Origin of the sequence: Mesorhizobium sp. L-8-3 (genome assembly GCF_016756615.1) — a bacterium.
Lineage (GTDB): Bacteria > Pseudomonadota > Alphaproteobacteria > Rhizobiales > Rhizobiaceae.
The window spans coordinates 973,330-986,886 of sequence record NZ_AP023262.1 but is presented as its reverse complement, the minus strand read 5'-3'; the positions used below and the strand labels follow the sequence as shown (position 1 = coordinate 986,886).

Below are 13,557 nucleotides of genomic sequence, written 5' to 3'. Positions count from 1 at the left end.
TTACTCACGGACGGTTTCGCGGGCGGGCGCAGGCCCGCGGCTGCGGCGCAGGCTGGGTAGCGCCAGCATGGCGAGCACGAACAGGCCGGTGGCGAGCTTCAGGTCCGGGGGCGGCATGCCGGCGGCGAGGCAGAGCGAGACGAGCTGGTAATAGACGATCGCGCCGACGAAGGGCGCGGCCAGCTGGCGCAGCACCGTCTGCTTGCCGACGATGGCTTCGCCGATCATCAGCGCGGCCAGGCCGTTGATCAGGATGCCGAGGCCCATATTGACGTCGGCGAAGCCCTGCGATTGCACCATCAGCGCGCCTGACGTCGCCGAAAAGGCGCTGGCGAGACCCACGCCGCCGATCGTGGCGACCCAGACATTGATGCCCTGCGCCTCGGCCATGTCGGGGTTGGCGCCGACGGCGCGGATCGCAGTGCCTTTCTCGGTCTTGAAGAACAGGTTGAGCAGAACGAAGACGACGAGGCCGATCAGGCCGGCGACCACGATCTTGCTCGCCGGGAAGCCGGGCTGGGTGAAAGGCGCCCAGTCGAAGACCGTCGGCGCGCCGAACACCGACAGGTTCGACTTGCCCATGATGCGCAGGTTGATGCTGTAGAGCATCGTCATCATCAGGATGCCGGCCAGCAGCGTGTGGATGCGGAAGCGCAGATGGATGAAGGCCGTGCAGCAGCCGGCAAGGAAGCCGGCGATCAGCGCGACCGCGATCGCCGTCAGCGGCGAGGCGCCAGCGGCGAGCAGCACGCCGCACACGCAGCCGCCCAGCGGGAAGGCGCCCTCGCTGGTGAGGTCGGGGAAGTTGAGCGTGCGAAACGGGATCATGATGCCGAGCACGACGAAGGCGAGGATCAGGCTCTGCGCCAGCGTGACGGGGATGAGCGAGACAAAGCTCGACAGAATCGACTGGATGAAATCCATGGTCACTGGCTCGCGAGCAGCATGCGGTCGGTCTTGACCGCGAAATGGCCGATGAGATCGGGCACGGTGATTTGGGACTTTTCCTCGCCAGATATCTCGAGGCGGACCTTGCCGGCGTCGAGCATGATGACGCTGTGCCCGAAATCGACGGCGTGCTGCATATTGTGGGTCACCATCAGCGTTGTGAGCTTCAGCGCTTCCACGGCGCGCACGGTGGCCTGCATGACGATGTCGGCCGTGCGCGGGTCGAGAGCGGCGGTATGCTCGTCAAGCAGCAGCAATTCGGGCGAGCCGCCGACCGCCATGATCAGCGACAGCGACTGGCGCTGGCCGCCCGAAAGCAGTTCGACTCGGGTGTTGAGCCGGTTCTCGAGCCCGAGCCCCAGCAGCGAAAGCCGCTCCTTGTAGTCGGCGAGGCGTCTGGCGTTGAGCCCCTGGCGCAGCGTGCGTTTCTTGCTGCGCAACTCGGCGAGCAGCATGTTCTCGGCCACCGTCATGCTGGCGGCCGTGCCCCGCATGGGGTCCTGGAACACGCGGGCGAGCCGCATGGCGCGCCTGTGCACCGGCATCTCGGTCACGTCGTCGCCATTGATGACGATCTTGCCGGAATCCAGCACCAGCGCTCCGGAGACTGCGTTGAGCATGCTGCTCTTGCCGGCTCCGTTCGAGCCGATGACGACGCCGAACTCGCCGGTGGACAGCGACAGGTCGAGGCCGTCGAGCGCGATCTTTTCGTCCGGTTGGCCCTTGTAGAAGACTTTGCGTGCAGATCGGATTTCGAGCATCCGTCCCTCCCGGAAAGGCGGCGGCGCGGTTACGCGCCGCCGCCCGTTTCGACGAAGCGGAAAATGTCAGTCGACGATGCAGCCGCAATCGGCCAGCGATTCCGGGATCTCGACGCCGAAGGCCGCCATGGTCTTCCTGGAGATCGTTGGCGCATGGTCGGCATAGGCCGGACGCGAGGGCGCGATCGTCTTGGGGTCCTTGCCCTTGAGGATCTCTGCCGCGATCTTGCCGCCATTGATGCCGACCTGCTCGTAATTCACGGCGAAGCTCGCCGGGACGACGCCGTCGCGCACCGCGCCATCGTCGGAGTTGACGATCGGGATGCCGGCCTGCCGCGCGGCTGCCGAGACGGCGGCGATCGCCGGCTGCAGCAGGTTCGATGCCGGCGTGTAGATCACGTCCGCCTTGCCCGCGAAGGAAGCGATGCGCTGCTGGATGTCGTTGACGTTGTCGACGCCGACGGCCACCACTTCGAAGCCGGCGGCGGGCGCCAATTCCTTGATTTTCTCGACCAGGGCCACGTCATTGGCTTCGCCCGGATTGTAGGGCACACCGAACCGCTTGGCGTCGGGCAGCAGCTTCCTGGTGAACTCCATCACCGCGGCGATGTCCTGCAGGTCGGAGGCGCCGGTCATGCCGTCGTCACCGGAATCCCAGGAAGGCACCAGCTTGGCCGCGACCGGATCGGTGACTGCCGTGAACACGATCGGTATGCCCGAGCCAGCGAGCGCCTTCTTGGCGATCTGCGACACCGGCGTGGTCACCGTATACACCAGTGTCGGCTGCTCGGCCTGGAGCTTGGCGATCATCTGCGGCACCAGCGAGGCGTCGAAATTGGTGTGGCTCTCGCTGTAGACGACGTCCTTGCCCTCGACATAGCCGGCATCGGCCAGCGCCTTCTTGAACCCGGCGATCGAGGCGTTGAGCTGCGGGTGCTCGCCGAAATTGGCAATGCCGATCTTGATCGGATCGGCCATCGCGGCGCCGATGCCCGCGGCCAGCGCGCCGGCGAGCAGCAGGCCCGACAGCAGGCCGGATTTCAGCTTTCTCATCAATTCCTCCCAAAAATTCGAGAACGCGCCGCTCTCCAAGGCGGCCGCTTGGGGGAGATCATGCGCAGCCCGGCAGAGTGATGTCAAGATTATATATAATTCTTGTCATCCGGCCGCATGATATATAATCATGGCATCGGCCAGCCTTTACCGGTGCCAGACCTTGCCAGTGAAGACGACGATGCAGGACGACGAGCACTCCTCGAAGACGGAAGCGGCCTATCGGCTGCTGCGCCGCGACATCCTGACGACGCGGCTCATGCCTGGCGCCCCGCTCAAGCTCAGCGCGCTGCGCAGCGCCTACGGTCTCGGCTGGACGCCGCTGCGCGAGGCGCTTTCCCGGCTGGAGGCCGAGCGTCTGGTCACCGCCATCAGCAATCGCGGCTTCACCGTGGCCCCGGTGTCGCGGGAGGAACTCGAGGACCTGGCACGGGCGCGCATGGTGGTCGAGCTGCCGCTGCTGGCGGAATCGATCGAGAAGGGCGACAGCGACTGGGAGGCCGCCGTCGTCACCGCCCACTATCGGCTGTCGCGCTGCAAGATCGCGGTCGACGACCCTTCGGACGAGGCGGTGGACGAATGGGACGAGAAGCACGAGGCCTTCCATGCGGCTTTGCTGAGTGCGGCGACGTCGAGCTGGCTGCTCCGCTTCCGGTCGACCATCGCCGACCAGTTGCGCCGCCATCACCGCTTCCTGGGCCTGTCGCCGACATTGCGTGCGGCGGCTGGCATGAAGCACGGCTACGAGGCCGCCGTCGCCGCCTTGCGCGAGGCCATGGCCATCGACAGCCATACCGAATTGATGAAGGCCGCGCTCGACCGCGACATCGAACGGGCCAAAACTCTCATGGCCGCTCATATCGGCTACACCATGCATGTCTATGTCCATAGCGCGGACGATGCCGGGCAGGCGCCCGCCGGCGGGCTGAAGTCGCGTCCCGCAGCCGAATAGCAAGCTATCCCTCTGGACGATCATTCCGGGCAGGAATATCTGGCGCCTCTGGCGGCCGTCCTGGTTTCAGCGCTTCTCCGGATCCGGCGGTTTGCCGGAGGCGAACCTGGCCTGCCTGCATATCGTGTGAATCATCTCCATGCGTCGCCGTTCGGCTGGCCGCCATCGATGATGATATGCTGACCAAGGCCATGGCGTTCAAGCGTCTTGCCGAGAAGGCGCCTGGCTGGCTGCTCAATAGGTGACGGTCACGACCACCGTGTCGGTGTAGGTTCCCGGAGATGGAGTCGTCTGGGCCGGCACGCGGCCATAGACGGGAAGGTTCTGCGTGGCGCCAGACCCGGTTCCCGGGACCAGCTCGCCGCCCGAATTGCCCCAGGGCTGGGTGCGGCCGGTGTCCTTGTAAAGGCCGTAGACCACGGCCTCCGCGCCCTTCGTCATACGCCGCGCCATGGGGCCGGTGCCGGTGACGCCGTTGTTGAGGCCGACAGTATAGGCAGTGCCCTGGGTGCAGGTCACGCCGAGCCCGCCGGCGGCGTCGACCTGGCTGCTTAGCACCCCGTGATTGCCGAAATCGATGTTCTGGGCGGTGACGAGGCAGTTCGCCGGCACGTTGGCCCGCACCGTGAAGGTCGGTCGGGTCGGGTTGGCGGTGACCGCGCTGCAGGCGGGCGGAAGCAGCACATAGGTCTGCCAGTTGAAGCTGATCTCGGCCCCCGCGAAGGTCGACGTGTAAAGGCCGGTCGCGGCGCTCTGCTGGCCGCCGGCCACCCGCGCATAGATCGTCCGGCTCGCCGTCCCGTTGGTGAGCGGCAGAACCAGCAAAAGCACCTCCACGGGGTTGCCGAGAGCAGGCTGTTCGCGCGAGCCCCAGGGCGTTGTACGGGACGCATCCTGGTAGAGACCGAGGGCGAGCGGCGCGTTCGCCGGGTTGCGCGCCTGGCGGACGCCTGAGATCGTCCCTCCGGAGCCCGCATTGATGTTGAGGCAGACGATGTATTGGAGGTTGACCAATCCGGTGTTGCCGCAGGAGATGTCGACGCTGCCCGTCATGTCGACCGCCGCGCCCGCCAGCGTGTCGACGGTGCCGAAATTGATGTCGGACACGGTGAAGGAGCAACTCTGGGCTGCCGACGGACGCACGCCAGGGAGCATGAGACCGCAGAGCGCGAGACCGAAGAAAACGGACGGGCGGAGCATCATCGTTGGACCTCATTGGATCGAGCGGCAGACGACATCGGGAATGGAAACCTGCTTGCCGGGTTGTCTGGCGAAGCCGAACTCCGCTGCGCAGCGGCCGCGTGTGGGCTGGTCGATCGTGACCCTGTTGCGCGGACCGAGCCCGGCGACGAAGGCCTGGCCGTCATAGCCGACGACGAATTCCTGTCCGGCGCCGTCGATCGTCCCGGCCGCGCCCGCCTCCACGAACTCCCCCGCTTCGTCGCGGAGGGTTATCAGCGCAGCGTCGGAATTCCTGTCGACGCCGAATTTGACGACGGTGCCGCTCCGGTCGGCCGGCATCGTCGTTTCGCGTGTGCCGTCGACGACCGCGTCGACGGGCAGATTGGCGGGATCGATGGAGATCTGGTTCCGCTCGTAGGAGCGCAGGCCCGTGACCAGCAGCTTGCCGTTGCGGTTGGTGCGGCCGGCGGGGCGGTTCTCCAACTCCACGTCGACGCCGGGAGCGCCCGTGTCGACCACGGTGAAGGCGTCATCGATGCGGTTGCTCAGGAAGATGTCGCCGCCGGCCAGCACGACGGCGCCGTCGACCTGGCCGGTCACCCGGTAGTCGCCGTCATACTGTTCGACGCCGGCCGCCAGCCGTGCGACGGGCGCGCGATAGGCCGCGGCGGCGGCGCGGTTGGTGTGGGCGCCTTCACCTTCCCGCAATCGCCAGCTCAGGCTGCCGATGGAGGCATCGCCGGATCTGACGAGGTCCGTGACGACGCTGGTGCCTTCGGAATCGGACGAAACGCCGGCCGAACCGTCGATGCCGTTGCCGAACTGGACCGACAGGCCGGCGAACAGGCCGAAGGAATCGCCGTCGTCGAGGTCGGTGAAGGCCGTGGCGAACAAGCTCGCGCGGCTGCCGATCGGCCGGTTGACGAGAAAGCTCAGGATGCGCGCCCGGTCGTCCTCCATCGTCTCGATCCGGGTGAAGCTGAAGTTGAGCGTCGCCGGGTCGAAGGACAGCGGCACGGAAAGCGAGACCTGGTCGAGCGCGCGCGGCGGTGCGACGGTGGTGAAGTCGAACTCCGGGGTGGCGGGCTCTCCGAGATCGGCCGTGACCGCGGCAATGTCGGTGTAGTCGCCGAATGCCCGTTGGACGCGCGCGTAGAGCCGCATGGTCCACAGCTGCAGCTCGACGCTGCCGCCGAGCTGATAGCCGGTCCCGCCCTCGAAGCTGCTCGCCGTAGCCGAGAACGAGCCGACGCCGAAGCGGCCGAGGCCGAACACCGCGCCGGCGCCGCCGTTCACCAGCCCGCCGCCGCCTTCCGCATGCGCTTCCAGCGTCATCCAGTCGTCAAGCCCGAAGCGCGCCGTGCCCGACGCCATCAGGCTGGAATCGTAGTCGTTGGATTCGACCCCGTAGAGCCGGCGCGCGAAGCCGGCCTCGGCCGAATAATCCCACAATCCCGGGGCCAGCAGTTCGGCCGAGGCGAAGAAGGGCGTTTCCGACACCGTCTCACGCCCGAGTGCGTCGCGGACGACCACGCGGGCCGTGCCGCTGCCGGTCACGATCGGCAAGTCGGTGATCTGGAACGGGCCGGCCGGAACGTCTTGCGATAGCCGGCGCGCATTGTTGACATAGACGTCGACCGTCGAGGGCACGGCTGCCGATCCCGACAGTTCGGGCAGCGGTATGGTGACGAGATCGGGCCGCAGGCCGAAATTGCGGCGGACCTGCAGTCCGCCGAGGCGCACCGGTCGCGTCCAGCTCAGCCCGCCATTGATGACGTCGCCGGCGCTGATGGTGGTGAGCAGGCCGCGGCTCGAATAGGACCATGTCGTGTCGAGCCGCGTCGAGCTGTAGATCTCGTTCGGCGCGCTGGTGGCCACATAGGAGGAGCTGAACACGCCGAACGGGCTGAACAGGCGCCCCTCGAGCCAGCCGGACACGCCGTTGAAAGCCCACAGATCATCGATCTCCTTGCCGCCGGTGCTGGCGTAGAGCGTGTAGTTGGCGAGCGCGCCGTAGCTGCTTTGGGGTTTGGTCTGCGGCGTTTCGGCGTCGGATTCTTGGGCCTCGATGATGCGGGCCGACCGCGCGTCGAACCCGACGATGAAACGGATCGCCTGGCCGGCCTCGTCATATTCGTAGGAGACATCCGGCAATGCGCCGATGTCGATGCGGCCGTCCGGCCGCGTCGCCGCGTCGATCGGCTCGATGCCGACATTGCGCAACTGATAGGGCTCGATCGAAAGCCTTCCGTCGGCGTCGCGCCGGAACGCCGCGATCCACCCGGTCGGCTCGCCGTCGATGAACACTTCGAGCTGAAGCTCGCGCGGGCCATCGGGTGCGGCCGCTTCCGTGCCGCTGGCCGTGGCGGCAAACGCCTCCGCAATGGCATCCATGCCGCGCAGCGCGGGAACCGTCATGGCTGTCGAGAGCAGGATGCTAGCCGCCCCTGAGACGAGCCGTCGCATCGAAACGTCCGGATTCGCTCTCCGCGCTCACTTTCAGTGCGCTGCCGGCCGAACGGCCGCCGCCGGGGACGAACCAGCGCACCGTGGAGTTTCCCAGCACGTAGCCGACCAGCCCGTCGCGGCGCGCCGAAGGGCCGCCGCGATTGCCGAGCATGAGGTTCGAAACCCTGAGCCGCGTTGCGCCGTCGTTGCGCACCGTGACGACATAACCGCCTTTCTTGCGCTCGACCGTCCACGAGGCATCCGCCCCGTCTGCGCCCGCCGGCGTGAAGAAGACCGGGATGGAGTGGCGCACCACGAGCACCACCGTGCCGTCCTTGCGACGCCTGGCGTCGGGCAGTTCGTCGACGATGAGGCGGTAGCTCTCCTCCGCCTGGACCTGGCGTTTCGAGGTCCGGACCACCCGCACCAGGTTCTCGCCGCCGGGCCGCAGCGTGGTCATGGGCGGGCTGACCGCAACCGTGTCGGCCGCTTCGTAGACGTCCTGTCCGTCCCGCTGAGTCCAGCGGAAGATACGGATCTGGACGTTGAGCGGCCGCTTGGAATCGTTCCAGACGCGAATGCTCGAAGTGGCCGTCGGCGCCTTGATGTCGAGCATCACCGGAGCGACGCGCAGCGAAGCTGCATGCGCGGAAACGGCAAGCAGCGTCACGGCCAGGCCGGCGACGGCCCGGGCGAATGACCGAATCATGCTTTCCTCCGATGTGGCCGTCAGTAGGTGACGGTGACCGTGATCGTGTCGTTGTACGTTCCTGCGCCAGGGGTCGGCTGCACGGGCACCTGACCGTAGACGGTATAGTTCTGCGCGGAACCGTCGCCGGTGCCGGAGACGAGGTCGGCGCCCGTATCGCCCCAGACGTTGGTGTGGCCGGCCTCCTTGTAGAGCGAATAGTCCACCGTCTGCGCGCTCGGCCCGGCCATCTTGCGCACGGCGATCGTGCCGCCTGCGGTCGCCCCGTTGTTCAGTCCGACCGTATAGGGCGTTCCATTGGTGCATTGCACGGCTATGGTGCCGGTGGCCGGTATCGCCGCGCTGATCACACCGGTCGACCCGAAGTCCATGTTGGACGCCGAGTTGATCTGGCAGGATGAGGTTATGGTGATCGTGACGTTGAACTGGGTGGTGGCGGTCTGCCCAAAGGCATTGCTGTCGAACATCGCCGGAAGAGCGAGAAAGCAAACATGTAGGAATGCGCGTCGTATCATGCACGCACCTGCTGTTAGTCTGTCAGCCGAAACAGCTTCCAGCCAAGATCGAGTTCACAAGCCCCGAATCAAAATTACCATCAGGAGATAAGGTTGTAAAATTGTCTTCTGTATACGGGATGCATGCAAACATGATGAGTGATACTTGAGCGCCCAAGTTATATTTGTTTGCGATCCAGATTCCGAATCGTGCCGGGCATTTGCCGAGTTCAGGACAACCTGCGCGCGACCAGCGTCCAGGGGTTCATCCGCCCTTTGCCCTTGATCTCTATGGTTTCGCGCTCCTGGCTTATTGCGGGATCGCGATGATGCAGTTCGCCATGCCGCGCTACGTCATCTCACGGGCTCATCCGCCAACGGCGGCGGCTGCTATCACTATTCCTATGCGGTGGTGCACGGCTGCGACCGCCTGCTTCCGGTCGATGTCTATGTCCCCGGTTGCCCGCCGACGCGCTGTTTTGTGCAGTGCTACTGCTGCCAGAAGAAGATGCGGCGGTCCGGCACGATCGAGCGCTGATACCAGACGGCAAACCTGGCTAGCCGGCCGCGAACACCCGTGCGTTGCGGATCGCCACATGTCCGCGTTCGCCGGCCCTGACCGACGTTTCGGGCGGCACGTCGAATTCGAGCGTGCGGCCACCTGCCGACACGGCCACCACGCGCCGCGCCTGCATGCGGTCCATGACCCGCAGGATGGTCGCCGGAATGCCCGCGCCGCCGGGCTGCCAGTCGAGGTCGTTCGGCGAGAGGAACAGCTCGGCTTCCCCGTCCGGCACGCCGGGTGCGGCGATCCTGGTCCCGTCGAGATCGGCCGCGCCGCCCGTGACGGTGACCGCGAGCCGGTTGGCGTCGCCGAGGAAGTTCATGACGAAGGCCGAGTTGGGCGACCGGCAGATTTCTTCCGTCGTTCCCTCTTGCACCACCTTGCCCTCGTTGAGGATGACAAGGCGGTCGGCGAGATCCATCGCCTCCTCCTTGTCGTGGGTCACGAACAGCGTTGTGATGCCGAGCTCCTCGTGGATGCTGCGCAGCCACCGGCGCAGGTCGCGCCGCACATTGGCGTCGAGCGCGCCGAAGGGTTCGTCGAGCAGCAGCACCTTGGGGTCGACGGCGAGCGCGCGCGCAAGCGCGACGCGCTGTCTCTGGCCGCCGGAGATCTGGCCGGGGAAACGGTTGCCCAGCCCGTCGAGCCGAACCAGTCCGAGCAGCTCGCCGACGCGCCGGTCGATCTCGGCCTGGCTGCGCTTCGTCTTCGAGACCTTCATGCCGAAGGCTATGTTCTCGCCCACGGTCATGTGCGGGAAAAGCGCATAATGCTGGAACACGAAGCCGACGCCGCGGTCGCGCACCGGGATGTCGGTGGCGTCGAGATCGCCGAAATAGATGTGCCCGGCCTCGGCATATTCGAGGCCCGCGACCATGCGCAATATCGTCGTCTTGCCCGAGCCGGAGGGACCCAGCAGCGCGACGAGCTCGCCGCTGCCGATGTCGAGCGAGACGCCGCGCACCGCGCGGAACGTGTCGAAGGTCTTCACGACGTTGTCTAGGCGGATTTTCACGGCGTCTGTTCCTGTACGGGTTGCGGGGCGGCGAGCGCCGGCCGGCGGGCGCGGCCCGCTCCCCGGCGCTCGAGCAGCACCTTGGCGAAGAGCGTCAGCACGGCGAGCAATGCGAGGATCGAGGCCGCGGCGAAGGCGCCTGCCGTCTGATAGTCGTGATAGAGCAGCTCGACATGCAGCGGCAGCGTGTTGGTCTGGCCGCGAATGTTGCCCGACACCACCGAGACGGCGCCGAATTCGCCCATTACGCGGGCATTGCACAGCACTACGCCGTAAAGCAGCGCCCAGCGGATGTTGGGCAAGGTGACAAAGAAGAAGGTCCGCCAGCCGGAGGCGCCGAGCGAGGTCGCCGCCTCCTCGAGATCGCGCCCTTGCGCCTGCATCAGCGGGATCAGCTCGCGCGCGACGAAGGGCGCTGTGACGAACATCGAGGCGAGCACGATGCCCGGCAGCGCGAACAGGATCTTGATGTCGGCTTCCTGCAGCGCCGGCCCGAACAGCCCCTGCAGGCCGTAGACGAAGAGATAGGCGACGCCCGCCACGACCGGCGAGATCGAGAACGGGATTTCGATCACGACCAGCAACAGGCGCCGGCCCGGAAAGTCGAACTTGGTGATCGCCCAGGCCGCCGCCAGTCCGAAGGCGGTGTTGACCGGCACCGCGATCAGCGCCGTGACCACTGTAAGCAGGATGGCGTGCAGCGTGTCGGGGTGCATGATCGCCGCGGCGAAGACGGCCGCGCCCTGCGAGAAGGCCTGGGTGACGATGACCAGCAGCGGCGCCACGATGACGATCGCGGTCAGGAAGAGGACGACCCCGATCAGCGTGCGGCGCACGCGCGGCGTGTCGCCCACGCGGGGCGGGCGGCCCTTGCGATGCGGCTTCATGGTCAGCTCTTCCTCGTGTAGCGAAGGGCGCGCGCCTGCATGAGGTTGGTGGCCGCGAGCATGGCGAAGGCGGTGACCAGCAGCACCGAGGCGATCGCCGCCGCGGCCTGGTAGTCGTATTCCTCGAGCCGGATGAAGGCGAGCAGCGCCGTGATCTCGGTCTCGAACGGCTGGTTGCCGGCGATGAAGATGATCGCGCCGAACTCGCCCAGGCTGCGCGCGAAGGAAAGCGAAAGGCCGGCGAGTAACGCCGGGGTGAGCAGGGGCAGGAGGACGCGCAGAAGGATCGCCCGGTCGCCGCCGCCGAGTGTCTGGGCCGCTTCTTCCAGCGCGGGATCGAGGTCCTCGAGCACCGGCTGCACCGTGCGCACGATGAAGGGCAGGCTGGTGAAGCACATGGCGACCATGATGCCGAGCGGCGTGTAGGCGACCTTGATGCCGATCTCGGCCAGCAGCGAGCCGAACCAGCCGTTGCTGGCGAAGAGCGTGGTGAGCGCGATGCCGGCCACCGCCGTCGGCAGCGCGAAAGGCAGGTCCACCAGCGCGTCGACGATGCGGCGCCCGGGGAAACGGTAGCGCACCAGCACCCAGGCCAGCGCCAGGCCGAAGAACAGGTTGAAGACGGTGGCGGCAAGCGCCGACAGCGCAGTCACGCGATAGCTGGCCACGGCGCGGGGGGACGATACGATCCGCCAATAATCGGCCGGCCCCAGCCCCGCCGCCTTGAACACCAGCGCGCCCAGCGGCAACACGACGATGATCGCGACGTAGAAGAGCGTGATCCCGAGCGCCAGGGGAAAACCCGGCAGGACGCGACGTGCCACTTGCGAAAGCCTTCTTGAAACGAAGCGGGGTCGATCCGGGCGGCCCACGCCTCTAACGTCGGAAAGTTCCCGATATCAACGCGATCCGTAGAGCTGGTCGAGCGTCGCTCCGGCCTTGAAATGCTCTTCCTGGATCTTGTCCCAGCCGCCGAACACGTCCTCGACCTTGACCAGCCGCACTGCGGGGAACTGATCCTTGAACTCTGCCGCGACGGACGCGTCGTTGGGACGGTTGCCGTTTTCGGCGAGGATCTTCTGGCCTTCGGGCGTGTAGAGGAAGTCGAGATAGGTCCTGGCGAGATCGCGCGAGCCGCGCTTGTCGACCACCTTGTCGACGATCGCCACCGGGAACTCGGCGAGCAGGCTGACGGAAGGCACGACGATGTCGAACTTGTCCTCGCCGAACTCCCTGGCGATGCCGCGGGTCTCGGCCTCGAAGGTGATCAGCACGTCGCCGATCTCGCGCTCGACGAAGGTCGTGGTGGCGGCGCGGCCGCCGGTGTCGAAGACGGGCACGTTCGTGAACAGCTTCCCGATGAACTCCCGCACCTTGGCGTCGTCGTTGGCGAAGGCTTCCTTGGCGTAGGCCGTGGCGGCCAGATAGGTGTAGCGCGCATTGCCCGAGGTCTTGGGGTTGGGGAAGATCACCTTCACGTCGTCGCGGACAAGGTCGTCCCAGTCCTTGATTCCTTTCGGATTGCCCGCATGCACCAGGAAGGCGGGCAGCGAATAATAGGGCGAGGCATTGTTGGGGAACTCGCTCTTCCAGTCGTCCGAGACGAAGCCGCCCTTCACCAGCGCATCGATGTCGGTCACCTGGTTGAAGGTCACCACGTCGGCTTCCAGGCCCTCCAATATGGCGCGTGCCTGCTTGGAAGAGCCGCCATGCGACTGGTCGATGCTCACGCCGGGATGCTTGGCGACGAAAGCCTCGTTGACCTGCACGAAAAGCTCGCGTGCGATGTCGTAGGAGGCGTTGAGCAGCTTGTCGGCGGCAAAGGCGGGCAGCGAGGCCGAAAAGAGCGTGGCGGCGGCCACGCCGATCAGAAGCAAGCGTTTCATGGATGTGCCTTCGTGTCTGAGCGTTTCGCGGCGAAGTAACCATGCGCTGCCCGTCCGAACGAGGCATCGGCGTCTGCCGGCTTCGAGCATGTTGGAAAATTTTACCTCAATTGAGCGACATGGAGGTTCCCGATTTCGACATATCCGGGAGCATCCGGCTTCGGGCCCTCCACGTCCTTCCTGGCCCGACGGAAGCAGGACGGAGGATCTTCGGTATCCTGGCGGCGTGATGGCCAAGCGCTCCGGATGGGCGCGGTGGCGACTGAGGTCCCTCGGATTATGAGCCGCCGATCGCAGGTCAGGCGAAGCGCTCGCGCGCCCTGGCGCGGGCCTTGATCGCCTCCGTCTCGCGGTCGCGCGGCGCGCTTGCCGTCTGCAGGGCGTCGAGAAGCTGGTTTGCTGCCGCCGCGACTTCGTCCACCGCACGGTCGAAAGCCTCTTCGTTGACCCGCGAAGGCCTGTTGAAGCCGCTCAGCTTGCGCACGAACTGCAGGGCCGCGGCACGGATCTCCTCGTCCGTGGCCGGCGGCTCGAAGTTGAAAAGCGTGCGTATGTTTCTGCACATGGAACTGCCTCGAACTCGTCGTCGGTTGCCTGTGCAGTATAGATCACTCTGGGCGGCATGACAGCGCCGCCAGCTGCGGCGGCGCTGAGACA

Annotated in this window: 13 protein-coding genes and 1 pseudogene; 2 read left to right on the top strand and 12 right to left on the bottom strand. The window is 66.3% G+C overall.

Annotated elements, in window-relative coordinates:
- The 3 genes from JN302_RS04540 to JN302_RS04530 form a co-directional block, all read right to left on the bottom strand.
- Entirely contained in the window at nt 1-924 is a 924-nt protein-coding gene (locus JN302_RS04540; protein WP_202310301.1) for an ABC transporter permease, read from the bottom strand.
- Between the two features lie 2 nt (nt 925-926).
- Nucleotides 927-1,709: an ABC transporter ATP-binding protein gene (locus JN302_RS04535; protein WP_202310300.1), complete on the bottom strand. Its 783-nt coding sequence runs from the start codon at nt 1,707-1,709 to the stop codon at nt 927-929.
- Nucleotides 1,710-1,775: 66 nt separating this feature from the next.
- Nucleotides 1,776-2,762 (bottom strand): ABC transporter substrate-binding protein, encoded by a 987-nt coding sequence (locus tag JN302_RS04530; RefSeq protein ID WP_202332036.1) that lies wholly within the window; start codon nt 2,760-2,762, stop codon nt 1,776-1,778.
- 181 nt (nt 2,763-2,943) lie between these two features.
- Between JN302_RS04530 and JN302_RS04525 the strand changes: the two genes are divergently transcribed.
- Nucleotides 2,944-3,714: a GntR family transcriptional regulator gene (locus JN302_RS04525; RefSeq protein ID WP_202310298.1), complete on the top strand. Its 771-nt coding sequence runs from the start codon at nt 2,944-2,946 to the stop codon at nt 3,712-3,714.
- Between the two features lie 234 nt (nt 3,715-3,948).
- On the opposite strand, the gene JN302_RS04520 is transcribed toward JN302_RS04525, so the two are convergent.
- Genes JN302_RS04520 through JN302_RS04505 form a run of 4 tightly spaced genes read right to left on the bottom strand, consistent with a single transcriptional unit; the run spans nt 3,949 to nt 8,520 of the window.
- Nucleotides 3,949-4,869, bottom strand: a complete 921-nt coding sequence (locus JN302_RS04520) for a Csu type fimbrial protein (RefSeq protein ID WP_202334187.1) — start codon at nt 4,867-4,869, stop codon at nt 3,949-3,951.
- A gap of 57 nt (nt 4,870-4,926) precedes the next feature.
- Complete coding sequence (locus tag JN302_RS04515) at nt 4,927-7,362, bottom strand: fimbria/pilus outer membrane usher protein (RefSeq protein WP_202332034.1); 2,436 nt, start codon at nt 7,360-7,362, stop codon at nt 4,927-4,929.
- Entirely contained in the window at nt 7,334-8,053 is a 720-nt protein-coding gene (locus JN302_RS04510; protein ID WP_202332032.1) for a fimbrial biogenesis chaperone, read from the bottom strand. Before JN302_RS04510 ends, JN302_RS04515 begins: the two co-directional genes overlap by 29 nt.
- A 20-nt stretch (nt 8,054-8,073) precedes the next feature.
- Nucleotides 8,074-8,520: a Csu type fimbrial protein gene (locus JN302_RS04505; protein WP_244742958.1), complete on the bottom strand. Its 447-nt coding sequence runs from the start codon at nt 8,518-8,520 to the stop codon at nt 8,074-8,076.
- Nucleotides 8,521-8,879: 359 nt separating this feature from the next.
- Between JN302_RS04505 and JN302_RS38940 the strand changes: the two are divergent.
- A pseudogene (locus JN302_RS38940) lies at nt 8,880-9,085 on the top strand (NADH-quinone oxidoreductase subunit B family protein); the annotation flags it as partial.
- A gap of 19 nt (nt 9,086-9,104) precedes the next feature.
- Here JN302_RS38940 and JN302_RS04500 read toward each other — a convergent pair.
- From JN302_RS04500 to JN302_RS04480, 5 genes are all read right to left on the bottom strand, one after another.
- A complete protein-coding gene (locus tag JN302_RS04500; RefSeq protein ID WP_202332030.1) occupies nt 9,105-10,127 on the bottom strand; it encodes a sulfate/molybdate ABC transporter ATP-binding protein in 1,023 nt (340 codons plus the stop codon).
- Entirely contained in the window at nt 10,124-11,014 is an 891-nt protein-coding gene (gene cysW / locus JN302_RS04495; protein WP_202310293.1) for a sulfate ABC transporter permease subunit CysW, read from the bottom strand. The genes JN302_RS04500 and cysW overlap by 4 nt, the downstream gene beginning before the upstream one ends.
- Before the next feature lie 2 nt (nt 11,015-11,016).
- Nucleotides 11,017-11,838 carry a sulfate ABC transporter permease subunit CysT gene (gene cysT, locus JN302_RS04490; RefSeq protein ID WP_202332028.1) on the bottom strand — a complete coding sequence of 274 codons (822 nt, stop codon included), beginning with the start codon at nt 11,836-11,838 and terminating at the stop codon, nt 11,017-11,019.
- A gap of 75 nt (nt 11,839-11,913) precedes the next feature.
- Nucleotides 11,914-12,900 (bottom strand): sulfate ABC transporter substrate-binding protein, encoded by a 987-nt coding sequence (locus JN302_RS04485; protein ID WP_202332026.1) that lies wholly within the window; start codon nt 12,898-12,900, stop codon nt 11,914-11,916.
- 298 nt (nt 12,901-13,198) lie between these two features.
- Complete coding sequence (locus tag JN302_RS04480; RefSeq protein WP_202332024.1) at nt 13,199-13,465, bottom strand: DUF2277 domain-containing protein; 267 nt, start codon at nt 13,463-13,465, stop codon at nt 13,199-13,201.
- Between the last annotated feature and the right edge of the window lie 92 nt (nt 13,466-13,557).